22 protein-coding genes and 1 riboswitch are annotated in these 20622 nt (G+C 59.8%); of the genes, 17 read left to right on the forward strand and 5 right to left on the reverse strand.

Annotated features, from left to right (window positions below; all coding sequences use genetic code 11):
* Positions 1-79 precede the first annotated feature (79 nt).
* Together mazG and AAEZ03_RS15325 are read left to right on the forward strand one after the other, a co-directional pair.
* Positions 80-913 (forward strand): nucleoside triphosphate pyrophosphohydrolase, encoded by an 834-nt coding sequence (gene mazG / locus AAEZ03_RS15320; protein WP_350579723.1) that lies wholly within the window; start codon positions 80-82, stop codon positions 911-913.
* A gap of 22 nt (positions 914-935) precedes the next feature.
* Complete coding sequence (locus tag AAEZ03_RS15325; protein ID WP_048369732.1) at positions 936-1481, forward strand: DUF2058 domain-containing protein; 546 nt, start codon at positions 936-938, stop codon at positions 1479-1481.
* 96 nt (positions 1482-1577) lie between these two features.
* On the opposite strand, the gene AAEZ03_RS15330 is transcribed toward AAEZ03_RS15325, so the two are convergent.
* The 4 genes from AAEZ03_RS15330 to purM form a co-directional block, all read right to left on the reverse strand.
* On the reverse strand, positions 1578-1760 hold the full coding sequence (locus AAEZ03_RS15330) for a hypothetical protein (protein ID WP_048369733.1): 183 nt from the start codon (positions 1758-1760) through the stop codon (positions 1578-1580).
* Between the two features lie 561 nt (positions 1761-2321).
* Positions 2322-3047: a DUF3108 domain-containing protein gene (locus AAEZ03_RS15335; protein WP_153332475.1), complete on the reverse strand. Its 726-nt coding sequence runs from the start codon at positions 3045-3047 to the stop codon at positions 2322-2324.
* Positions 3048-3055: 8 nt separating this feature from the next.
* Positions 3056-3706: a phosphoribosylglycinamide formyltransferase gene (purN, locus tag AAEZ03_RS15340; protein ID WP_350579727.1), complete on the reverse strand. Its 651-nt coding sequence runs from the start codon at positions 3704-3706 to the stop codon at positions 3056-3058.
* On the reverse strand, positions 3706-4764 hold the full coding sequence (purM, locus tag AAEZ03_RS15345; RefSeq protein WP_350579729.1) for a phosphoribosylformylglycinamidine cyclo-ligase: 1059 nt from the start codon (positions 4762-4764) through the stop codon (positions 3706-3708). Before purM ends, purN begins: the two co-directional genes overlap by 1 nt.
* Positions 4765-5146: 382 nt before the next feature.
* On the opposite strand from purM, the gene AAEZ03_RS15350 reads away from it, so the two are divergent.
* The 5 genes from AAEZ03_RS15350 to AAEZ03_RS15370 all read left to right on the forward strand — a co-directional run bounded on the left by AAEZ03_RS15350 (position 5147) and on the right by AAEZ03_RS15370 (position 9762).
* Positions 5147-6148 (forward strand): DUF2066 domain-containing protein, encoded by a 1002-nt coding sequence (locus AAEZ03_RS15350; RefSeq protein WP_048369741.1) that lies wholly within the window; start codon positions 5147-5149, stop codon positions 6146-6148.
* A gap of 33 nt (positions 6149-6181) precedes the next feature.
* Positions 6182-7255 carry an AI-2E family transporter gene (locus AAEZ03_RS15355; protein WP_048369743.1) on the forward strand — a complete coding sequence of 358 codons (1074 nt, stop codon included), beginning with the start codon at positions 6182-6184 and terminating at the stop codon, positions 7253-7255.
* Between the two features lie 228 nt (positions 7256-7483).
* Positions 7484-8188, forward strand: a complete 705-nt coding sequence (gene hda / locus AAEZ03_RS15360; RefSeq protein WP_048369745.1) for a DnaA regulatory inactivator Hda — start codon at positions 7484-7486, stop codon at positions 8186-8188.
* Positions 8189-8454: 266 nt separating this feature from the next.
* Entirely contained in the window at positions 8455-9078 is a 624-nt protein-coding gene (locus tag AAEZ03_RS15365; protein ID WP_048369747.1) for a C40 family peptidase, read from the forward strand.
* A 144-nt stretch (positions 9079-9222) separates the two neighbouring features.
* Positions 9223-9762 (forward strand): C40 family peptidase, encoded by a 540-nt coding sequence (locus AAEZ03_RS15370; RefSeq protein WP_048369748.1) that lies wholly within the window; start codon positions 9223-9225, stop codon positions 9760-9762.
* Positions 9763-9895: 133 nt separating this feature from the next.
* On the opposite strand, the gene AAEZ03_RS15375 is transcribed toward AAEZ03_RS15370, so the two are convergent.
* Entirely contained in the window at positions 9896-11200 is a 1305-nt protein-coding gene (locus AAEZ03_RS15375; RefSeq protein ID WP_350579733.1) for a PQQ-dependent sugar dehydrogenase, read from the reverse strand.
* Positions 11201-11328: 128 nt separating this feature from the next.
* Positions 11329-11575, forward strand: a riboswitch (cobalamin riboswitch).
* 82 nt (positions 11576-11657) lie between these two features.
* On the opposite strand from AAEZ03_RS15375, the gene cobO reads away from it, so the two are divergent.
* From cobO to AAEZ03_RS15425, 10 genes are all read left to right on the forward strand, one after another.
* Entirely contained in the window at positions 11658-12269 is a 612-nt protein-coding gene (gene cobO / locus AAEZ03_RS15380) for a cob(I)yrinic acid a,c-diamide adenosyltransferase (protein WP_048386786.1), read from the forward strand.
* A gap of 10 nt (positions 12270-12279) precedes the next feature.
* Positions 12280-13593 carry a cobyrinic acid a,c-diamide synthase CobB gene (locus AAEZ03_RS15385; protein WP_153338255.1) on the forward strand — a complete coding sequence of 438 codons (1314 nt, stop codon included), beginning with the start codon at positions 12280-12282 and terminating at the stop codon, positions 13591-13593.
* Complete coding sequence (gene bluB / locus AAEZ03_RS15390) at positions 13590-14240, forward strand: 5,6-dimethylbenzimidazole synthase (RefSeq protein ID WP_048369756.1); 651 nt, start codon at positions 13590-13592, stop codon at positions 14238-14240. The genes AAEZ03_RS15385 and bluB overlap by 4 nt, the downstream gene beginning before the upstream one ends.
* On the forward strand, positions 14237-15145 hold the full coding sequence (gene cbiB / locus AAEZ03_RS15395) for an adenosylcobinamide-phosphate synthase CbiB (protein WP_282364850.1): 909 nt from the start codon (positions 14237-14239) through the stop codon (positions 15143-15145). Before bluB ends, cbiB begins: the two co-directional genes overlap by 4 nt.
* Positions 15138-16142: a threonine-phosphate decarboxylase CobD gene (gene cobD / locus AAEZ03_RS15400; protein ID WP_350579768.1), complete on the forward strand. Its 1005-nt coding sequence runs from the start codon at positions 15138-15140 to the stop codon at positions 16140-16142. Before cbiB ends, cobD begins: the two co-directional genes overlap by 8 nt.
* Complete coding sequence (locus AAEZ03_RS15405; RefSeq protein WP_350579737.1) at positions 16139-17590, forward strand: cobyric acid synthase; 1452 nt, start codon at positions 16139-16141, stop codon at positions 17588-17590. The genes cobD and AAEZ03_RS15405 overlap by 4 nt, the downstream gene beginning before the upstream one ends.
* A gap of 134 nt (positions 17591-17724) precedes the next feature.
* Positions 17725-18246, forward strand: a complete 522-nt coding sequence (gene cobU / locus AAEZ03_RS15410; RefSeq protein WP_350579738.1) for a bifunctional adenosylcobinamide kinase/adenosylcobinamide-phosphate guanylyltransferase — start codon at positions 17725-17727, stop codon at positions 18244-18246.
* The gene (gene cobT, locus AAEZ03_RS15415; protein ID WP_350579741.1) at positions 18243-19298 is read left to right on the forward strand and encodes a nicotinate-nucleotide--dimethylbenzimidazole phosphoribosyltransferase; all 1056 of its coding nucleotides are present in this window, start codon (positions 18243-18245) and stop codon (positions 19296-19298) included. The genes cobU and cobT overlap by 4 nt, the downstream gene beginning before the upstream one ends.
* Positions 19295-19870, forward strand: coding sequence for a histidine phosphatase family protein (locus AAEZ03_RS15420; RefSeq protein WP_350579743.1), 576 nt, complete (start codon positions 19295-19297; stop codon positions 19868-19870). The genes cobT and AAEZ03_RS15420 overlap by 4 nt, the downstream gene beginning before the upstream one ends.
* 2 nt (positions 19871-19872) lie before the next feature.
* A complete protein-coding gene (locus tag AAEZ03_RS15425) occupies positions 19873-20610 on the forward strand; it encodes an adenosylcobinamide-GDP ribazoletransferase (protein WP_282364189.1) in 738 nt (245 codons plus the stop codon).
* The last annotated feature ends 12 nt before the right edge of the window (positions 20611-20622 follow it).

Consider the following 20622-nt stretch of genomic DNA (forward strand, 5'->3'; position numbering starts at 1 on the left):
AGCTTGCCTCGCGATCTTTTGACCTTTAAAAGATCGCGAGGCAAGCTCGCTCCTACATCGTTCTGCACAAGGATTAATGATGTACACCCTCGACGACTTGCTAAACCTCATGGCCCGCCTGCGCGACCCGCAGTTCGGCTGCCCGTGGGATATCAAACAAACCTACGCGACGATCGTGCCTTATACCCTCGAAGAAGCATACGAAGTGGCCGATGCCATCGAGCGCGGTGACTTTGAGCACTTGCAGGGCGAATTGGGCGATTTGCTGTTCCAGGTGGTGTATTACAGCCAGTTGGCCCGCGAAGAAGGGCGCTTTGAGTTTGCCGGGGTGATCGACAGCATTACCCGCAAATTGATCCGCCGCCATCCCCATGTGTTCCCCACCGGCGACCTGTACGCGCCGCTGGACGTGCCGCGCTTGAGCGAAGCGCAGGTCAAGGAGCGCTGGGACGAAATCAAGGCCGAAGAGCGCGCAGAGAAGTCTGCCACGCCGCAGCAGTTGTCGTTGCTTGATGATGTGCCGGTGGCGCTGCCTGCGTTGTCCCGTGCGGCCAAGTTGCAAAAGCGTGCGGCTCAGGTCGGCTTTGACTGGCCCGGCGCCTTGCCGGTGCTGGACAAGGTGCGTGAAGAGCTGGACGAAGTGCTGGAGGCCATGGCGGATAACGACTCGGCGGCGATCCACGATGAAGTGGGCGACTTGCTGTTTTCGGTAGTGAATCTGGCGCGGCATCTAAAAGTTGACCCGGAAACCGCCTTGCGCGGTGCAAATGCCAAATTTGACCGACGTTTCCGGTTTATCGAGCAGGCATTGCGCGATACCCTGCGTCCCATTGAAGATTGCACCCTTGAAGACCTGGACGCCCTGTGGGGTGAAGCCAAGCGCCAGGAAAAGAATTTGCCCAGCTGCGGCTGAGTTTGCCTAAGTGAGTAAGACAATGAGCATTTCCCTACGCGACCAGTTGCTCAAAGCCGGATTGGTCAACGAGAAGCAGGCCAAGCAGGCCGGCAAAGAAAAGCAAAAGCAGCAGCGTCTGGCCCATAAAGGCCAGATCGAGCTGGATGACACGCAGCAGCGCCTGGCGGCTGAAGCCAAGGCCGAGAAGATCAAGCGTGATCAAGAACTCAATCGTCAGCAGCAAGAAAAGGCCGAGCAAAAAGCCCGCGCTGCACAGATCAAGCAATTGATCGAAGTGTCGCGCCTGCCCAAGCTGAACACCGAGGACTACTACAACTTCGTGGATGACAAGAAGGTCAAGCGCCTGTCGGTCAACACCTTGATGCGCAACAAGCTGGCCAATGGCTCATTGGCGATTGTGCAGCACCAGGGCGGCTACGAAGTGATCCCGCGTGAGGCCGCGCTGAAGATCCAGGAGCGCGACCCGCGCCGTATCGTTCAGTTGAACGTGCTGGTCGAGTCGAAAACGCCGGAAGAAGATGATCCGTACGCGGCGTACCAGATCCCTGACGATCTGATGTGGTAAAGATCAAAAGATCGCGAGCAAGCTCGCTCCTGCAAGGCAATAAACAAACCCCGCTTCGGCGGGGTTTGTGTTTTTCAAGACTGTCGTTGCCGTGGTTCAGGCTTTGAGTTTCTGCGCTTCAAGCTTTTCCAGCTCGGCTTTGTAGTTATGAGCGTCGCTCTCGCGGTGAAACATGCCAACCAAGATGTTTTCCTGATGAACATCCCACAGGTGTACGCCATGGGCTACAAGCTGGTGGAACATACGTGAATCGTCGCGTTCAGTTACTGTGATAGTCATCTGCTTGCTCCAAATTCTGATAAGGACCTGCGGCAAGACGTCGCAGGACTTCTTTATAGAATTTGTTAGCTTCCTAAGTAAATAGCTAATTGTCTCTCTGTCATCTTGGAAAAAAGCGCAAAACGCTGCAGCCCTTGTGCGACGCGGTGTTTACGGATTTTGCCAATAGTTTTATGACAAAAGTTTCATGTTAAAGGTTCTGCGAATCACTCCAATCCCCTGTAGGCGTTGCCGCCCCGTCTACGACGCCGCGCTGTCGCACAGCAAACAGGACAGCGAGTATCTTCAGCATCCCCCAATCGGTTCCCTCTCCTTCGGGAGAGGGCTAGGGTGAGGGTTGCTCTTGATTAGAGAGGCTTTTATGTACATATCCGTTGCTGCAGCAATGGATATGTACCCAAGAATCCCGAGGTGGATGGTTTTACGGCTGCACGCAGCCGATCGCAGCCTTCGTACCTCGTCAGCGACTACAGTGGCCTGTTTGTTGCGCGGACCCAGAAACGAAAAAACCTCGCCGGAGCGAGGTTTTCTTGAAGCGTGCTGCTTAAGGCATGTCGCGCCTCAGCTGCCTTTGACGGCTTTGCCGTCCACCGTGCCGTCTTGCAGCATGATGTTGTATTCCTTGCCGTCTTTTTCAACCTGACGCAGTTTGACCAGCAAACCGTCCCAGCTCTTGGCGAACCACATTTCGGTGATGCGCTTGTTCTGGTTCTGGTCCAGTGTCGGGTCGCGTACGCGCTCAACCTTGATGGCGTCTACCTTGCCCGCCTTGGTTTCGACCACTTCCGGGCCTATGACGCGGAAGTCGTAGGTGTCTACGCCATCTTCGTCAACGACCTGGTAGCTCATGCTCTTTTTGCCCGCCACGACATCGCGCTGCAACGCCAGTTGGTAAGTGGACTTGTCGAGCATGCCGCTGAGCAATGTCACCTTGACCGGGTCTTTGTTGAACGTGCCGGTGACCATGTTGGTGGTCCAGTCAAAGTCCAGGTTTATGTTCTTGGCTTTGCCCAGGCCGCCACGTTCGAAACGGTAGGACTGAGGGATCAGGCTGTCGTTCTTGAACGCGAAGGTGCTGGATTCCGACAGGCTGGCGATCATCATCGAGGCCTTGAAGTTCAAGGTCCAGGTGCCGTTGTCGTTCTTGACCAGACTGCGCTCGGCAGAACCGCTCATGGGTAACTGTTTCCAGTCGGCCGTGTAGCTGGCCTGGAAAGGATGAAGTTCAGCCGCTTGCACTGCTGGGACAGCCAGCAGGCTCAAGGCGAGGAGCAGGGCACGACGCATAATGTCTCCTAGATTCGTATCAAGTGGCCGCTGGCCGCGAGTAATTGACCGTCTAATAATGCGCCTCGCTCGTCAAGAGACAAGCGACCTTCGGCAAACCAGCGCACTGCAAGCGGGTAAATCCGGTGCTCCTGGGCGTGAACCCGTTGCGCCAGACTGTGCGGCGAGTCATCGGACTCTACCGCAATGATTGCTTGTACGACCAGAGGCCCGCCATCGAGTTCCTCGGTGACAAAGTGCACGCTGCAGCCATGCTCGCTGTCACCAGCTTCCAGCGCACGCTGATGCGTGTGCAGGCCTTTATATTTAGGCAGCAAGGAAGGGTGGATGTTGAGCAGGCGGCCCTGATAGTGACGCACGAAGCCTGCGCTGAGGATGCGCATGAATCCGGCCAGGACTACCAGTTGCGGGTTGAACGTATCAATGACGTCGATCAGTGCAGCATCGAAGGCCTCGCGGCCCTCGAATGCTGTGTGATCCAGTACGCGGGTGTCGATACCCGCGTCTTTGGCGCGTTGCAGGCCGTAGGCGTCTGCGCGGTTGGAGATCACCGCGCGGATTCTGACCGGGCTGTCCGTGTTCGCACAGCTGTCGATCAAAGCTTGCAAGTTGCTGCCGGTGCCGGAAAGCAGCACCACTACATCACAGGTATCGGGCATTAGTGCGCCTTGAGGTTTTGCAGCTCAACTTGCGGCGCACCTTCGGCGGCCGTGGCGATGTGGCCGATCACCCAAGGTTGCTCGCCCGCTTCACGCAGCACGTTCAGCGCGGTGTCAACGTCAGCCTGAGCCACGCAGATCACCATGCCCACGCCACAGTTCAGCACGCGGTGCATTTCGGTTTCGTTCACGTTGCCTTTTTCTTGCAGCCAGTTGAAGACTGCAGGGCGCTGCCAGCTGGCCACGTCAACCACCGCTTGAGCGCCTTTTGGCAGCACGCGCGGGATGTTGTCGAGCAGGCCACCACCGGTGATGTGGGCCATGGCTTTAACTACGCCAGTGTCTTTGATCAGCTTGAGCAGCGGCTTGACGTAGATACGGGTCGGCGCCATCAGCAGGTCGGTCAGCGGCTGACCGTCGAGCTGGGTGTTTTCGATGTCGGCACCGGACACTTCGATGATCTTGCGGATCAGCGAGTAACCGTTAGAGTGCGGGCCCGAAGAAGGCAGGGCGAGCAGGGCGTCGCCGGTGGCCACTTTGGAACCGTCGATGATCTCGGCTTTCTCGACCACGCCAACACAGAAGCCGGCCAAGTCGTAATCTTCGCCTTCGTACATGCCAGGCATTTCTGCGGTTTCGCCGCCTACCAGCGAGCAACCGGACAATTCGCAGCCAGCGCCGATACCGGTAACCACTTGGGTTGCGGTTTCTACGTTGAGCTTGCCGGTGGCGTAGTAGTCGAGGAAGAACAGGGGCTCTGCGCCGGACACGATCAAGTCGTTAACGCACATGGCGACCAGGTCGATGCCGATGCTGTCGTGCTTGTTCAGGTTCAGCGCCAGACGCAGCTTGGTGCCCACACCGTCGGTGCCGGAAACCAGAACAGGTTGCTTGTAACCGGCCGGGATTTCGCAGAGGGCGCCAAAACCGCCGAGGCCGCCCATCACTTCAGGGCGCGCAGTGCGCTTGGCTACGCTCTTGATGCGTTCGACCAATGCTTCACCGGCGTCGATGTCTACACCGGCGTCCTTGTAGCTCAGGGAGGGTTGCTTGCTCATAATCCAGGCCTTTAGGGGGGATTCGGGGGTATCGACCGATCTCAGCGGGCCTGCTTGCAAGTGCTCAGGGTTTGAAACAGAGCATTTGCAGAGTGCCCGGCTGTCGCCGGTCTGCGAAGGCGCGCGATTTTATCAGGCTTGAAGGGCAGCGGCCATCCTCGGGCCGACAGGCAGGGTTATATCTGTCGAAAAAAACCTTTTTTAGTCGTACTGGCTGCTTGGCGCGACGCTGTATAAGGTATATCCGCTAAATTCTGATTTTTTATGACCGTGTGAAATCTGCGATCTGCACCTGAATGATTTGGCTGCGCGCCTGTCTGAGGTGTTATCGAGTGTATTTATACGGCCTTTTAATGCCCTTTTTTGCCGTTGGGAATCTTTCATGCGTTTTCATCAATTAATAGCTGTGGGCTGTTTGTCTTTTTTCAGCCTGGCGAGTCATGCCGAAATCCTGACGGGCCTGTATCAAGTGCGTGAGCCGGTCACCAGTCAGTCGCCTGATGAGCGCGCGCAAGCTACGCAAAAAGCCCTGGAAACCCTGGTGTTGCGCCTGACGGGGGACGCCAAGGCGGTGCAGAACCCGGCGCTGGAGCCTATTCGCAAAGACCCTCAGCAAATCATCAGCCAGTATGGCTATGACGCAGGCCCGCCCGAGTCCCTGCAAGTGGATTTCGACCCGGTGAGCACCGACCGCGCCTTGCGCCAGGCCGGTTTGTCACTGTGGGGCAGCAACCGCCCGGCCTTGCTAGGTTGGTGGCTGAACGATTCGGTGGACGGCTCCAGCCTGGTGGGTGACGGTCAATCCGTTGCCGAACCCTTGCGCCGCGCCGCCCAACACCGTGGTTTGCCATTGCGTTTGCCGCTGGCTGACTTGAGCGAGCAATTGGTGGGCACCGCCGAAAATCTTGAAGGTTCTAATCCGGCGCCGCTGAAAGAGGCGTCCGAGCGTTACGGCGCAGACGCGCTGCTGGCCGTGCATGCCCACGAAGACAGTGGCCAGTGGCAGGCCAAATGGCGCCTGTGGATCGGCGATCAACAAGAGCAAGGCAGCGCAACCGGCGCTGATCAGGCGGCACTGGCGGATGACGTGATGCTGCAAGTCAGCCAGCGTCTAGCCCCGCGCTACGCCGTCAAGCCGGGCGTGTCGACCGATCAGTTGCTTGAAGTACAGGGCATGACTCTGGAGCGCTATGCTCAATTGAGCCGCTTGCTTGAACCGTTTGGCGGTCAGTTGGTGAGCGTCGACGGCAACCGAATCGTTTATCAGGTCAACGGCAGTGCTGAGCAATTGCGTTCGCAGTTGGCGTTGGCGCAAATGCATGAAGTGCCTGCAGATCAGGCGTCGGCTACACCTCAGGCGGCGCAGTTGCGCTTTAGCTGGTAGGTTTTTCTCTTCTATATATAAGGACAGGCATTTATGCGGGATTCGCGACGGTGGGTTTGGTGGGGTGTAGCGCTGGCCGCGGTGCTATTCGTGTATTTCTTGCACGCGATACTGACGCCTTTTCTGATTGCGATCGTTCTTGCTTACATGTTCGACCCGGTGGTTGATCGCCTCGAAAAAATCGGCCTGTCCAGAACCTGGGGCACGATCACGGTCTTTACCCTGTTCACAGTCATTCTGGTGACCTTGCTGGTGGTGCTGGTGCCGATGCTGGCCAAGCAGTTGGTGAAGCTTTACCAGTTGGCGCCACAGGTACTGGACTGGTTGCAGAATACCGCCTTGCCGTGGGTGCAAACCCGGTTCGGTCTGGGGGATGGCTTCTGGAACTTCAACAAGATCAAAGCCACCATTACCGAGCACATGGGGCAGGCCGGGGATATCGCCGGAGTGGTGCTGTCCCAGGCCACCGCTTCAAGCCTGGCGCTGTTTGGCTTTTTGGCGAACCTGGTACTGATTCCAGTGGTGGCTTTTTACTTGCTGCGCGACTGGGATGTCTTGTTGTCCAAGATCCGTGGCCTGCTGCCGCGCGATCGCGAAGAGCGGATCGTGTCGCTGGCCAAGGAATGTCACGACGTACTCGGCGCTTTCGTTCGCGGGCAGCTCTTGGTGATGGTCGCCTTGGGCATCATCTATTCGGCTGGCTTGATGCTGCTGGGCCTGGAGCTGGGGCTGTTGATCGGTTTGATGGCAGGCCTGGCGGCTATCGTGCCGTACATGGGCTTTATCATTGGCATCGGTGCTGCGCTGATTGCCGGTCTGTTCCAGTTTGGCGGTGACCTGTACCCGATGCTGGGGATTGTCGCGGTGTTTATGGTCGGGCAGGCGCTGGAAGGCATGGTCTTGACGCCGCTGTTGGTGGGCGATCGCATCGGCCTGCACCCTGTGGCGGTGATCTTTGCGATTCTGGCGGGCGGCGAGCTGTTCGGCTTTACCGGTGTACTGCTGGCCTTGCCGGTCGCGGCCGTGATCATGGTGCTGGTGCGCCATATGCACGATTTGTACAAACATTCGCAGGCCTATAAAGGTGATGAAGAACCTGAGTTGTAGGCGGGTGAGCGAATGAATGAGAGGCCGGTTCATGTGGCGATGAACCGGCCTTTTTTTATGACCGGGCGCGCGCTTGTCTGTCAGAAAAACTTGATTCAATCCAATGCGTTAACGCAAACCTTTGATTTTGCTCGTGGTCTGTTACATTGTGCGCCCGGCTACACGGGTATAAACTTTGCAAACTTTACACAGAGGCCACTAACGGTTCGTTTGAACTGTTCAGTCAGCATGAAACCGATTCAGCTGCCCCTAGGTGTGCGTCTGCGAGATGACGCTACCTTCATCAATTACTATCCAGGCGCCAATGCCGCTGCACTCGGCTACGTCGAACGTCTGTGCGAAGCCGACGCCGGGTGGACAGAAAGCCTGATTTATCTGTGGGGCAAGCACGGCGTAGGGCGCACGCATTTGTTGCAGGCAGCGTGCTTGCGTTTCGAGCAACTGGGCGAGCCTGCGGTGTATTTGCCGCTGGCGGAGTTGCTGGATCGTGGTATCGAGATCCTCGACAACCTTGAGCAATACGAGCTGGTGTGTCTGGACGACCTGCAGGCCGTGGCCGGTCGGGCTGATTGGGAAGAAGCTCTGTTTCACCTGTTCAATCGCCTGCGTGACAGCGGGCGTCGCTTGCTGATTGCCGCCTCGGCCTCGCCGCGTGAATTGCCGATCAAGCTGGCCGACCTTAAATCACGCCTCACCCTGGCGCTGATTTTTCAAATGCGCCCCTTGTCTGATGAAGACAAACTGCGTGCCTTGCAGTTGCGCGCCTCGCGCCGCGGCCTGCACCTGACCGACGAAGTCGGGCATTTCATCCTCACGCGCGGTACACGCAGCATGAGCGCATTGTTTGAATTGCTTGAGCGCCTCGATCAGGCCTCGTTGCAGGCGCAACGCAAGCTGACCATTCCCTTCTTGAAAGAAACCCTCGGCTGGTAAATACCCGCTATCCCCTTTTTATGCAGGAGCGAGCTTGCCTCGCGATCTTTTGCTGTAAAAGCGCATTCCTACAAGGTTTAGGCAGTATTCAGGCGCCAGAAAACCTGCGTGTCAGACATGCGTCTACGCAAAATCGATTGTCAGGGGTGTAAAACCTTAGATGTCACGTGAAATCGACTAAGTCACATTTAATTCGATTGAATTTGCAAATGAGGATCATAGAGGGCATAGTCGCGGTAACTTTTCCTACAGCCACGGTCGTGCCCATGCTAAAGCGCTTCGCACCCCTCGTGCCTCTCGCACTCGTTACCCTGCTTTTCGGCTGCGCTGCTCACTCGCCAGTGTCCCAGCAAGTTGTCGATTCACAGGTTCAAAAGTCATCTTCGTCGCAGTCTTCCGCTCTTTATCAGGAAGAACTGGCCACTGAAAAAGAACTGGCTCAATTTTCCGAAAACAGCAAGCCTTACGAACTGCCGGCCCTGGCTGACAGCATTCTTGAGCGCGGAATGTCCTTGATCGGTACCCGTTACCGTTTTGGCGGCACCTCTGAAGCTGGTTTCGATTGCAGTGGCTTTATCGGCTATCTGTTCAAAGAGGAAGCGGGCATGCAATTGCCGCGCTCCACCCGCGAAATGATCAACGTAAATGCACCGTTGGTCGCGCGAAACAACCTCAAGCCGGGTGACCTGCTGTTCTTCAGCACCAATGGTCGCGGACGTGTCAGCCACGCTGGCATTTACCTGGGCGATGACCAGTTTATTCACTCCAGCAGCCGCCGCAGCGGTGGTGTAAGGATTGATAGCCTGGGCGACACCTACTGGAACAAGACCTTTATTGAAGCCAAGCGTGCTTTGGCCATGGCGCCGACCAGCGTAGTGGCCCGTAAGTAAAGTTAAAGTCTTACTTGAAGTTTGGCTTCTAAGCGCTAGAATTCAGTCGCAATGTTAAATTCCTGAAGCCGCGAAGGTATCCCCTGTCGCGGCTTCGGGTTTCGCGGCCCAGTAGCCGTATCCAGAATCAGGAACGTTCTGTTTATGTCGACCCTGGCCCGCGTTGCCCTCATCACGTTCGCCGCACTGCTCAGTGCCTGCGCTAACCGTCCTGCACCTGCTCCCGTTGAAGTCAAACCGGTTGTGTCGTCGAGTCCGATCGACGATGGCTCGCCGTTGGCGGCAGACGTACTGTTTCGTGCGTTGGGCCTGGTGGGCACGCCGTATCGCTGGGGCGGCAATACACCGGACTCGGGTTTTGATTGCAGCGGCTTGATCAAGTACGTCTACAACGACATGGCGGGTATTTCGTTGCCGCGCACCACCCGCGAAATGATCGTAATGCGCGGGCAGAATGTCGGCAAAGACCAGCTGCAAACCGGCGACCTGTTGTTCTTCGCAACTAATGGTGGAACCCAGGTCAGCCATGCCGGTATCTACGTCGGTGAAGGCCGTTTTGTGCATGCGCCTGCCACCGGCGGCACAGTCAAGCTGGACAGTCTCAGCAAAGCCTATTGGCAAAAAGCATACCTGAACGCCAAGCGCGTCTTGCCAACCGAGCAGCATTTGGCGCGGTTGCCTTAATCTCTCTAATGTGATGAAGCCTGCGTAGGAGCTGCCGCAGGCTGCGATCTTTAGGGTTTAGAGATCAAAAGATCGCAGCCTGCGGCAGCTCCTACGAAAAGCGCATAGTTCTGTCGTGACAGGATTTAAAGGTTTACTCCCCCGACACCCGCCACACTTTGTTGCCGACATCATCGGCCACCAGCAAGTCCCCCTGTTTATCAATGACGACCCCGACCGGGCGGCCCATGGCTTTTTCATCGGAGTTGAGGAAGCCGGTTAGCACGTCAATGGGCATGCCGTTGGGCTTGCCGTCGTCAAACGGAACGAAGATCACTTTGTAGCCACTGTGCGGTTTGCGGTTCCATGAGCCGTGCTGGCCGATAAACACGCCATCGGTAAAGTTCGGCAGTGTGCTGTTTTGCGCAAAGGCCAGGCCTAGCGAGGCGGTGTGCGGGCCGACGGCATAGTCGGGGGCAATGGCTTTGGCGACCAACTCGGCGTTTTGCGGGTTGACCCGGACGTCGACGTGTTGCCCGTAGTAGCTGTAGGGCCAGCCATAGAAGCCGCCGTCTTGTACTGAGGTGATGTAGTCGGGCACCAAATCGCTGCCGATTTCGTCACGCTCGTTCACTGCGGTCCACAGTTTGCCGGTCTTGGGTTCCCAGTCCATGCCGTTGGGGTTGCGCAGCCCTGAGGCAAAAATACGGTGGCTGCCGGTGGCCGGGTCGACTTCCCAGATCGCTGCGCGCCCTTCTTCGATGTCCATGCCGTTTTCGCCGACGTTACTGTTCGAGCCGACGCTCACGTAGAGTTTTTTGCCGTCGGGGCTGGCGATGACGTTTTTCGTCCAGTGGTGGTTCAGGCCGCTGGGCAAATCAATGATCTTGGTCGGCTGTGCGCTGATGGAGGTTTCGCCCGGTTGGTACGGGAAGCGCAGCAACTTGTCGGCATCCGCCACGTACAGGTCATTGCCCACCAGGGTCATGCCGAAGGGCGAGTTCAAGTTTTCGAGAAACACCGTGCGGGTGTCGGCTTTGCCATCGTGGTTGGTGTCGCGCAACAAAGTGATGCGGTTGGCGCTTGGCACACCTGCACCGGCGCGGCCCATGACCTTGCTGGCGATCCACTCGCGCAGCCCCTGGCTGCCATCTGGCTTGGCTGGTGCGTTGCTCTCGGCCACCAGCACATCGCCATTGGGCAATACATAGAGCCAGCGCGGGTGATCGAGCCCTTCGGCAAAGGCTTGCACCTGCAAACCTTGCGCGGCAACCGGCTTGGCGCCCTCCGCCCAGCCCACTGCCGGGGCAATGTTGACGGTGGGGATCAGCGTTTTGTTCGGTGCCGGCAGAGTAGGCGAGGGGCCTGTGCCGTCGGTGACTTGCAGGGTCGAGCTTTCACCGCAGGCAGCCAACCCTGCCGCTAAAACGATGACAACAGCGTGCTGGCGCTTGAGCATGTGGATCTCCATGAAAACAGTGGGCGTGTAGTCATAGAGAAGCGTAGCCGTTCAAAGGTTCAGGCCGACGGGTTTGTTTGCTGCGCAGCCCGGCACCTTTAATTGACGCTCCACCCCCAACCCTCTAACCTTCGCGGCGTGTTTCAGGTGCTCTGCAACCTCAGGTTGGCAGAGTGAAACAGGGAAGCCGGTGAGGGCGCGTTTTACCCACACAACCGCTTTGATCCCGGCGCTGCCCCCGCAACGGTAAATGAGTCAACTTCACGCTCAATGCCACTGTGTTTAGTGCACGGGAAGGCGCGTGGCCCGGTGTTGTTCCTTGTTCAGGAACGCCCACTCATGAGCCCGGAGACCGGCCTGATCCATCCAGCACCCTTGCGGCGGGCGAAGGTGTGTCGATTGTTAATGAATTCCCCCGCCTCCCGTTTGCATTTTTTAGCCCCAACGGAGAGCTGCCATGAATGAATCCCCCGAGCGCGACGAACGTCACCTGGCGCGCATGCAACGCAAAAAAGCGATTATGGACGAACGCATTGCTAGCGCTCCGAATGAGTGCGGCCTGCTGCTGGTGTTAACCGGCAACGGCAAAGGCAAGAGCAGTTCGGCTTTCGGCATGCTGGCCCGGGCCATGGGCCACGGCCTGCAGTGTGGCGTGGTGCAGTTCATCAAGGGGCGTAACAGCACTGGCGAAGAGATCTTTTTCCGTCGCTTCCCTGAACAAGTGCGCTATCACGTGATGGGTGAAGGTTTTACTTGGGAAACTCAGGACCGCCAGCGTGACATCGCCGCCGCCGAAGCCGCCTGGCAAGTCTCCCGCGAGATGCTGCGCGACCCGGCCATTGGCCTGGTGGTGCTGGATGAATTGAACATTGCGCTCAAGCACGGCTATCTCGACCTGGAGCAAGTGCTGAGCGATCTGCAAGCCCGCCCGCCGATGCAGCATGTGTTGGTCACCGGGCGCGGCGCTAAACCTGAACTGATTGACCTGGCCGATACCGTGACTGAAATGGGCGTGATCAAACATGCCTTCCAGGCCGGTATCAAAGCCCAGAAAGGCATTGAATTGTGAGTGTTGAAGCATGAGAGAGTCGCGTCATTGCCCGGCGGTATTGATCGCCGCACCGGCCTCCGGTCAGGGCAAGACCACCGTCACCGCCGCCTTGGCCCGATTGCATCGCAATCAGGGGCGCAAGGTGCGGGTCTTTAAATGTGGCCCCGATTTTCTCGACCCCATGATCCTCGAGCGCGCCAGCGGTGCGCCGGTGTATCAGGTGGACTTGTGGATGGTCGGCGCCGACGAAAGCCGGCGCTTGCTCTGGGAAGCGGCGGGTGAATCGGACCTTATCCTCATCGAAGGGGTCATGGGCCTGTTTGACGGCACGCCGTCCAGCGCCGATTTGGCCCGTCATTTTGGTGTTCCGGTATTGGGTGTGATTGACGGTACGGCCATGGCCCAGACCTTCGGCGCGTTGGCGTTGGGGCTGGCGCGCTATCAGCCGGACCTGCCGTTTGCCGGGGTGTTGGCCAACCGGGTGGGCACTGTGCGCCATGCGCAGTTGCTGGAAGGCAGCCTGACCGAAGGCTTGCGCTGGTACGGCGCGTTGTCCCGCGAAACCGGGATCGAGCTGCCCAGCCGCCATTTGGGCCTGGTGCAAGCCAGCGAGTTGAACGATCTCGATATGCGTCTGGACGCCGCCGCCAATGCCTTGGCCAGCACCTGCGAGGTAGCGCTGCCACCGCCGGTGGAATTCGCCGCGCCTGAGCCGGTGGCCATTGAGCCCTTGCTGGCCGGTGTGCGGATTGCCGTGGCGCGCGATGAAGCGTTTGCCTTTACCTATGGCGCGAGCCTGGCGTTATTGCGTGATATGGGCGCTGAACTGGTGTTTTTCTCGCCGATACGCGACACGCATCTGCCGCAAGCCGACAGTGTGTATTTGCCCGGCGGTTACCCGGAACTCCATCACCAGGCCCTTGCGCGCAATACCTCGATGCTTGAAGCGATTCGTGCCCACCATCACGCGGGCAAACCGCTGTTGGCCGAGTGCGGCGGCATGCTTTATCTGCTCGACGCCTTGACCGATGTCGAGGGCCAGCGTGAAGCGCTGGTGGGCTTGCTCAAGGGCGAGGCGACGATGCAAAAGCGCCTGGCTGCGCTGGCCTTGCAAGCCGTCGAAATGCCCGAAGGCCTGCTGCGGGGTCACACCTATCATCACTCGCTGACCAGCACCGAACTTGAGCCCATTGCGCGGGGCCTTAGCCCCAATGGCGGGCGCGGTGCCGAAGCGGTGTATCGCGAAGGGCGTATGACGGCGTCTTATGTGCACTTTTACTTTCCGTCCAATCCCCAGGCCATTGCCGCGTTGTTCGCGCCGTGCGCCGTGAAGGTGCCATGAGCGACAACGCATTTAGCCCTGAAGAAAAGGCCGCTGTTTACCGCGCCATTGCTGAGCGCCGAGATATGCGCCACTTCAGCGGTGGTGAAGTGGCGCCCGAGTTGTTGGCCCGCTTGCTCGAAGCCGCGCATCAGGCGCCGAGCGTGGGCCTGATGCAGCCGTGGCGGTTTATCCGCATCACCGACCGTGAGCTGCGCGGCAAGATTCAAACCGTGGTCGAGGCCGAGCGGGTACGCACCGCTGAAGCCTTGGGCGAGCGCTCCGACGAGTTCATGACGCTCAAGGTCGAAGGCATTAATGACTGCGCCGAAGTGCTGGTGGCCGCGTTGATGGATGATCGCGAAAAGCACATTTTCGGCCGTCGGACATTGCCGGAAATGGACATGGCGTCGCTGTCCTGCGCGATTCAAAACCTCTGGCTGGCAGCGCGGGTCGAAGGCCTGGGCATGGGCTGGGTGTCGTTGTTCGAGCCTCAGGCGCTGGCCGATCTGCTGGGCCTGCCTGCCGGGGCCAAACCGCTGGCGGTGTTGTGTCTGGGGCCGGTCGAGCAATTTTATCCGGCGCCGATGCTGGTGCTGGAAGGGTGGGCGCAGGCGCGTCCGCTGAGTGAGTTGGTGTACGAGAATTATTGGGGAGTAAAGCCATGAGTGTGGCGTTGTTGTGCGTTGCCGGTGTGGCGTTGGATGCGCTGCTCGGCGAGCCTAAACGCTGGCATCCACTGGTTGCGTTTGGCCGCATGGCTGACCGTATCGAACAGCGTTTCAATTCCGGTGGCCGTGGCTGGCGCAGCCACGGTGTGACCGCCTGGGTACTGGCGGTGTTGCCGTTGACGATTGTGGCCACGGCCTTGTCATGGTTGCCCTATATCGGTTGGCTGGTGGAGATACTGGCGCTGTACTGCGCGCTGGGCATGCGCAGCCTCGGTGAACATGTGCAGCCGGTGGCCGAGGCCTTGCGCGCCAATGATCTGGACGAGGCGCGTACGCGGGTCGGTTATCTGGTCAGCCGTCAAACCAGCGAACTGGATGCAACCGAAGTGGCCCGGGCCGCCACCGAGTCGGTCCTCGAAAACGGCAGTGATGCGGTGTTCGCGGCAGTGTTCTGGTTTGCCGTTGCCGGTGCGCCGGGCGTGGTGCTCTACCGTTTGAGCAACACCCTGGACGCGATGTGGGGTTATCGCAACGAGCGCTTCGAGCGTTTTGGTTGGGCTGCCGCGCGCATCGACGACCTGCTTAACTACATTCCTGCACGGTTGGTGGCACTGACCTACGCCTTGCTCGGTAAAACCCGCTTGGCGTTGACCTGCTGGCGCAAACAGGCGCCGCAATGGGACAGCCCCAATGCCGGGCCAGTGATGGCGGCCGGTGCCGGTGCGCTGGGGGTCGAGTTGGGTGGCGCAGCGATTTATCACGGTGAAGTGCATGAGCGCCCGCAGTTGGGTGAAGGCGTGCCCGCCGATGCCGATTCGATTGGTCGTGGCTGGCAGTTGGTGCAGCGCGGTGTGTGGTTGTGGTTACTGATCTTGTGCGTGGGGAGTGAGTTCTTTGCTTGAGCATGGTGGACGTTTGCGTCAGGCGGCCCTCGACTACGGCATTGCCGAGTCGCAATGGCTGGACTTGTCCAGTGGCCTCGCGCCCTGGCCTTTTGCAATCCCGGCGCTCCCCGAGCGGGCCTGGGCGCGTTTGCCCGAAACCGATGACGGACTGGAGCAGGCGGCCTGCGAGTATTACGGCGCCCCCCACGTATTGCCGGTGCCGGGTTCGCAATGCGCGATCCAGTTGCTGCCGCGTCTGCGCCGCAGTGGCAAGGTCGGCGTGCTGTCACCGTGCTACGCCGAACACGCCGAATCGTGGCGCCGCAGCGGCTACATCGTGCGTGAAGTTCTGGAGCAGGAAGTCGACACCTACCTCGACACCCTCGATGTGTTGGTGGTGGTCAACCCTAACAACCCCACGGGCTTGAGCCTGACACCCGAGCGTTTGCTCGACTGGCACGCGCGTCTGGCCCAGCGCGGCGGCTGGCTGGTGGTGGACGAAGCCTTTATGGACAACACCCCCGAGTTGAGCCTGGCTGCCGAGAGTGGGCGCAGCGGATTGATTGTGCTGCGTTCGTTCGGCAAGTTTTTCGGCCTGGCCGGGGTGCGGTTGGGCTTTGTGCTGGCGGAACTTAAATTGCTCAAACTGCTGGCAGAGCAAGTCGGCCCGTGGGCCGTCAGCGGTCCGACGCGGATTGTCGGCCAAGCGTGCCTGCGCGACACCCAAGGCCACGCCCTTCAGCGTGAGCGCAGTGAGTTGGCCAGCACCCGCTTGCAGCACCTGCTGGGCCAGCATGATTTGCTCCCGCAGGGCGGCTGCGCCTTGTTCCAGTGGCTGATCACCCCAGAGGCCGAGCAGCTTTACGACTTTATGGCCCGGCGCGGGATTTTGCTGCGGCTGTTTACCAGCAACAGCAGCTTGCGTTTTGGCCTGCCTGCTGATGAAGCCGACTGGTTGAAGCTGCAAGAGGCTTTGCAGGCTTATACCCAGGCACGAACCAAGGACGTTTCATGAGTACATTGATGGTGCAAGGCACCACTTCCGATGCGGGCAAAAGCACGCTGGTCACGGCGTTGTGCCGCTGGCTGACCCGCGAGGGCGTGCGCGTGGTACCGTTCAAGCCGCAGAACATGGCGCTCAACAGTGCCGTGACCGCTGAAGGCGGCGAAATTGGCCGCGCCCAGGCTGTACAGGCGCAGGCCGCCGGTTTGGCGCCGCACACCGACATGAATCCGGTGTTGCTCAAGCCCAACAGCGACACCGGCGCCCAGGTGATTATTCATGGCCGCGCCGTCACCACCATGAACGCGGTGGCGTATCACGACTACAAAGCCATCGCCATGCAAGCGGTGCTGGCCTCGCATCAACGGCTGAGTGCCGCGTACCCGGTGGTCATGGTTGAAGGCGCGGGCTCTCCGGCCGAGATCAACTTGCGCGCCGGTGACATCGCCAACATGGGCTTTGCCGAAGCGGTGGATTGCCCGGTGGTGCTGATTGCCGACATCAATCGGGGCGGCGTTTTCGCGCACTTAGTCGGCACCCTGGAATTACTCTCCGAAACCGAGCAGGCGCGGGTCAAAGGCTTCATCATCAACCGTTTTCGCGGTGACATTGCCTTGCTGCAGCCGGGCCTCGACTGGCTGGAACAGCGCACCGGCAAACCGGTGATTGGCGTGTTGCCCTACGTGCTGGATTTGCACCTTGAGGCTGAAGACGGCATCGACCAGCGCCAGACTGACAAGGTCGAGCATGTGCTTAAAGTGGTGGTGCCGGTATTGCCGCGCATCAGCAACCACACCGACTTCGATCCGCTGCGCTTGCACCCGCAAGTGGACTTGCAGTTTGTCGGGCCGGGGCAAGCGATCCCGCCGGCTGATTTAATCATCTTGCCGGGCTCAAAAAGCGTACGCAGTGACCTGGCGTATTTGCGCGCCAATGGCTGGGACACGGCGATCAATCGCCACCTGCGCTACGGCGGCAAGGTGCTGGGCATTTGCGGCGGTTTGCAGATGCTCGGGGAGCAGGTGCATGACCCGTTGGGGCTGGAAGGGGCGCCCGGTTCGAGCGATGGTTTCGGCTTGCTGGGCTTCAGCACCGAACTGGCCGCCGAGAAGCAACTGCGCAACGTGCGCGGCCATTTGTTGCTGGAAGACGCCGAGGTCAACGGCTACGAGATCCACGCCGGAGTCACCACGGGGGTAGCGCTTGAGCAACCGGCGGTGCGTCTGGATGACGGCCGTTGTGACGGCGCGCAGAGTGCTGACGGGCATATTCTCGGCACGTACCTGCACGGCCTGTTCGAGTCGCCTGAGGCCTGCGGCGCTTTGCTGCGCTGGGCCGGGTTGCAGAACGTGCAACACGTCGATTACCACGCCCTGCGCGAGCGCGATATCGAGCGCCTGGCTGATTTGGTCGAAAAACACCTGGACACGGCGTACTTGCGCGAGCTTTGCGGTATCTGATGCGTCATGGATCCTGTGGGAGCGGGCTTGCTCGCGATAGCATCGACCTGGTTTGCCAGTAATAGCGCGTCGCTTGCATCGCGAGCAAGCCCGCTCCCACAAGATCAAAAGCGGTATTTTTGAGGTTTTTAAACATGCAGCAACTGATTTTGGGTGGCGCCCGTTCGGGTAAAAGCCGCTTGGCCGAGAAGCTCGCGGCCGATTCTGGCTGCGCTGTTATCTACATCGCCACCAGCCAGCCGCTGGACGGCGAAATGAACGAGCGGGTTCGCCTGCACCGTGAGCGTCGCCCCGCACAGTGGGGCTTGATCGAAGAGCCGATTGAGCTGGCCCGCGTGCTGCGTGAAAACGCCGGTGAACAGACCTGCCTGCTGGTGGATTGTCTGACCTTGTGGCTGACCAATCTGCTGATGCTTGAAGACCCGCAGCGCTTGAGCGCCGAGCGTGAGGCGCTGCTGGAGTGCCTGGCTGGATTGCCGGGGCACATTGTATTTGTCAGCAACGAAACCGGAATGGGTGTCGTGCCGCTGGGCGAATTGACTCGCCGTTACGTCGATGAAGCCGGTTGGTTGCATCAAGCCTTGGCCGAACGTTGCCAGCGAGTCGTACTGACCGTGGCGGGCCTGCCCCTGACATTGAAAGGAACTGCGCTATGAATACCCCGTGGTGGCTGAACCCGTGCAAAGCGGTTGATCGTGAGGTGCAAGCGGCCGCGGCCGAACGCCAGCAGCAGTTGACCAAACCGGCGGGTTCGCTGGCGCAACTGGAAACCCTGGCCGTGCAGTTGGCCGGGTTGCAGGGGCGCTTGAAACCCCGTGTCGATCAGCTCTGGATTGCGATTTTTGCCGGTGATCATGGTGTGGTCGCCGAGGGCGTATCAGCTTACCCGCAGGAAGTGACCGGGCAAATGCTGGCCAACTTTGTCAGCGGTGGCGCGGCAATCAGCGTGCTGGCCCGTCAGTTGGGCGCGCACCTGGACGTCGTCGATCTGGGCACGGTCACGCCGATGCTCAACTTGCCGGGTGTGCGACATTTACAGCTGGGCGCGGGCACTGCCAATTTCGCCGCAAGCCCTGCGATGTCTGATGCCCAGGGCTTGAAAGCCCTGGCGGCCGGTCGTGACAGCGTCGCGCGGGCACAAGAGCAGGGCAGCGAGTTGTTCGTGGGTGGCGAGATGGGCATTGGCAACACGGCCTCGGCCAGTGCCGTGGCCAGTGCGCTGCTGCAATGCCCGGCGTCTGAGCTGACCGGGCCGGGGACCGGGCTGGATGCTGCGGGCGTGAGCCACAAGGCGCGGGTGATTGAGCAAGCGCTGGCGTTTCATGACGGCTACCTGGACGACCCGCTGCAAACCTTGTTCCGCTTGGGCGGTTTTGAAATCGCGGCCCTGGCCGGTGCCTATGTGGCGTGCGCGCAAGCCGGGATTGTGGCGTTGGTCGACGGATTTATTTGCACCGTTGCCGCCATGGTTGCCGTGCGCTTGAACCCTGAGTGCCGGGAATGGCTGGTGTTTGGCCATCGCGGTGCTGAACACGGGCATCACCGTGTCCTGCAAAGCTTGCAGGCTGAGCCGTTGCTCGACCTCGGTTTGCGTTTGGGTGAAGGCAGTGGCGCTGCATTGGCGGTGCCGTTGGTGCGTCTGGCCTGTGACCTGCACGAGCAGATGGCAACGTTTGCGGAAGCAGCCGTCGCGGATCGCCCGGCATGAGCGTGACCCTGGACTTGCTGCGCCATGGTGAAACCGAGCTGGGCGGAGGGCTGCGCGGCAGCCTTGATGATGCGCTGACGCCCGTGGGCTGGGAGCAAATGCGCGCAGCCGTTCAAGGCCAAGGCCCGTGGGACCGGATTGTCAGTTCGCCGTTGCAGCGCTGTGCTTTGTTCGCCCAAGAACTGGCCGGGCAACTGGCGCTGCCGGTGACGTTCGACAAAGACCTGCAAGAGCTGCATTTTGGCGAGTGGGAAGGGCAGAGCGCCGCCGCACTGATGCAAACCGATGAGCAGGCACTGGGCCTGTTTTGGGCAAACCCTTACAGTTTCACCCCGCCTCAGGGCGAGTCGGTGCTTGAGTTCTCGCAGCGGGTGCTGGCGGCGGTCACGCGCTTGCAGCAGGCCCACGCGGGGGAGCGGGTGCTGGTGGTGTGCCACGGCGGGGTGATGAAGTTGCTGCTGGCGCAGGCCCGTGGTCTGCCCCGTGAACAGTTGCTGAACATTCAGGTGGTTAATGGTGCGCTGTTCGAGTTGCAGGTCGACGCACACGGCGTTTTGAGCGAGGGGCGCTGAGCATGTTGCCGTTCTGGATTGCCTTGCAGTTTCTGAGCAGCTTGCCGATCCGCTTGCCCGGCATGCCGCAACCCCAGGAGCTGGGGCGTTCGTTGTTGTTCTACCCGCTGGTCGGGCTGTTGTTTGGCGTGCTGTTGTGGGCGCTGAACGGCCTGTTGGCCGGGGCGCCGTTGCTGTTGCATGCGGCGCTGTTGCTGAGCGCCTGGGTGTTGCTCAGTGGTGGCCTGCACCTGGACGGTCTGGCTGACAGCGCGGATGCCTGGCTGGGCGGCTTTGGGGATCGCGAGCGCACCCTGACCATCATGAAAGACCCGCGCAGCGGCCCGATCGCCGTGGTTACGCTAGTACTGGTGTTGTTGCTCAAGTTCTGTGCCTTGCTGGCGTTGATCGAGCAGCAACATACGGCCGTCTTGTTGATCGCCCCGCTGATCGGCCGCAGTGCGTTGCTGGCGGTGTTTCTGACCACGCCTTACGTGCGGGCGGGCGGCTTGGGCCAGGCCTTGGCCGATTACTTGCCGCGCAAATCGGGTTGGTGGGTGCTGGGGCTCAGTGCTGTGGCCTGTGTTGTGTTGGCCGGTACTGCCGGGATGTGGGCCTTACTGCTGGCTGCGTTGGGCTTTGTGTGGCTGCGCCGGCTGATGATGCAGCGCTTGGGCGGCACCACGGGCGATACCGCGGGTGCGTTGCTGGAACTGCTGGAAGTACTGGTTTTAGTGGGGTTGGCGCTGGTGGCAGATTGACCCCCGGTGTTG

It is taken from the genome of Pseudomonas sp. HY2-MNA-CIBAN-0224, from assembly GCF_040310285.1.
GTDB classification, from domain to species: domain Bacteria; phylum Pseudomonadota; class Gammaproteobacteria; order Pseudomonadales; family Pseudomonadaceae; genus Aquipseudomonas; species Aquipseudomonas helleri.

Bases quoted from the DNA above. Each gene is read 5' to 3' on its own strand.
- mazG (WP_350579723.1), top strand. From the start codon at position 80: ATGTACACCCTCGACGACTTGCTAAACCTCATGGCCCGCCTGCGCGAC.
- AAEZ03_RS15325 (WP_048369732.1), top strand. From the start codon at position 936: ATGAGCATTTCCCTACGCGACCAGTTGCTCAAAGCCGGATTGGTCAAC.
- AAEZ03_RS15330 (WP_048369733.1), bottom strand. From the start codon at position 1,760: ATGACTATCACAGTAACTGAACGCGACGATTCACGTATGTTCCACCAG.
- AAEZ03_RS15335 (WP_153332475.1), bottom strand. From the start codon at position 3,047: ATGCGTCGTGCCCTGCTCCTCGCCTTGAGCCTGCTGGCTGTCCCAGCA.
- purN (WP_350579727.1), bottom strand. From the start codon at position 3,706: ATGCCCGATACCTGTGATGTAGTGGTGCTGCTTTCCGGCACCGGCAGC.
- purM (WP_350579729.1), bottom strand. From the start codon at position 4,764: ATGAGCAAGCAACCCTCCCTGAGCTACAAGGACGCCGGTGTAGACATC.
- AAEZ03_RS15350 (WP_048369741.1), top strand. From the start codon at position 5,147: ATGCGTTTTCATCAATTAATAGCTGTGGGCTGTTTGTCTTTTTTCAGC.
- AAEZ03_RS15355 (WP_048369743.1), top strand. From the start codon at position 6,182: ATGCGGGATTCGCGACGGTGGGTTTGGTGGGGTGTAGCGCTGGCCGCG.
- hda (WP_048369745.1), top strand. From the start codon at position 7,484: ATGAAACCGATTCAGCTGCCCCTAGGTGTGCGTCTGCGAGATGACGCT.
- AAEZ03_RS15365 (WP_048369747.1), top strand. From the start codon at position 8,455: ATGCTAAAGCGCTTCGCACCCCTCGTGCCTCTCGCACTCGTTACCCTG.
- AAEZ03_RS15370 (WP_048369748.1), top strand. From the start codon at position 9,223: ATGTCGACCCTGGCCCGCGTTGCCCTCATCACGTTCGCCGCACTGCTC.
- AAEZ03_RS15375 (WP_350579733.1), bottom strand. From the start codon at position 11,200: ATGCTCAAGCGCCAGCACGCTGTTGTCATCGTTTTAGCGGCAGGGTTG.
- cobO (WP_048386786.1), top strand. From the start codon at position 11,658: ATGAATGAATCCCCCGAGCGCGACGAACGTCACCTGGCGCGCATGCAA.
- AAEZ03_RS15385 (WP_153338255.1), top strand. From the start codon at position 12,280: ATGAGAGAGTCGCGTCATTGCCCGGCGGTATTGATCGCCGCACCGGCC.
- bluB (WP_048369756.1), top strand. From the start codon at position 13,590: ATGAGCGACAACGCATTTAGCCCTGAAGAAAAGGCCGCTGTTTACCGC.
- cbiB (WP_282364850.1), top strand. From the start codon at position 14,237: ATGAGTGTGGCGTTGTTGTGCGTTGCCGGTGTGGCGTTGGATGCGCTG.
- AAEZ03_RS15405 (WP_350579737.1), top strand. From the start codon at position 16,139: ATGAGTACATTGATGGTGCAAGGCACCACTTCCGATGCGGGCAAAAGC.
- cobU (WP_350579738.1), top strand. From the start codon at position 17,725: ATGCAGCAACTGATTTTGGGTGGCGCCCGTTCGGGTAAAAGCCGCTTG.
- cobT (WP_350579741.1), top strand. From the start codon at position 18,243: ATGAATACCCCGTGGTGGCTGAACCCGTGCAAAGCGGTTGATCGTGAG.
- AAEZ03_RS15420 (WP_350579743.1), top strand. From the start codon at position 19,295: ATGAGCGTGACCCTGGACTTGCTGCGCCATGGTGAAACCGAGCTGGGC.
- AAEZ03_RS15425 (WP_282364189.1), top strand. From the start codon at position 19,873: ATGTTGCCGTTCTGGATTGCCTTGCAGTTTCTGAGCAGCTTGCCGATC.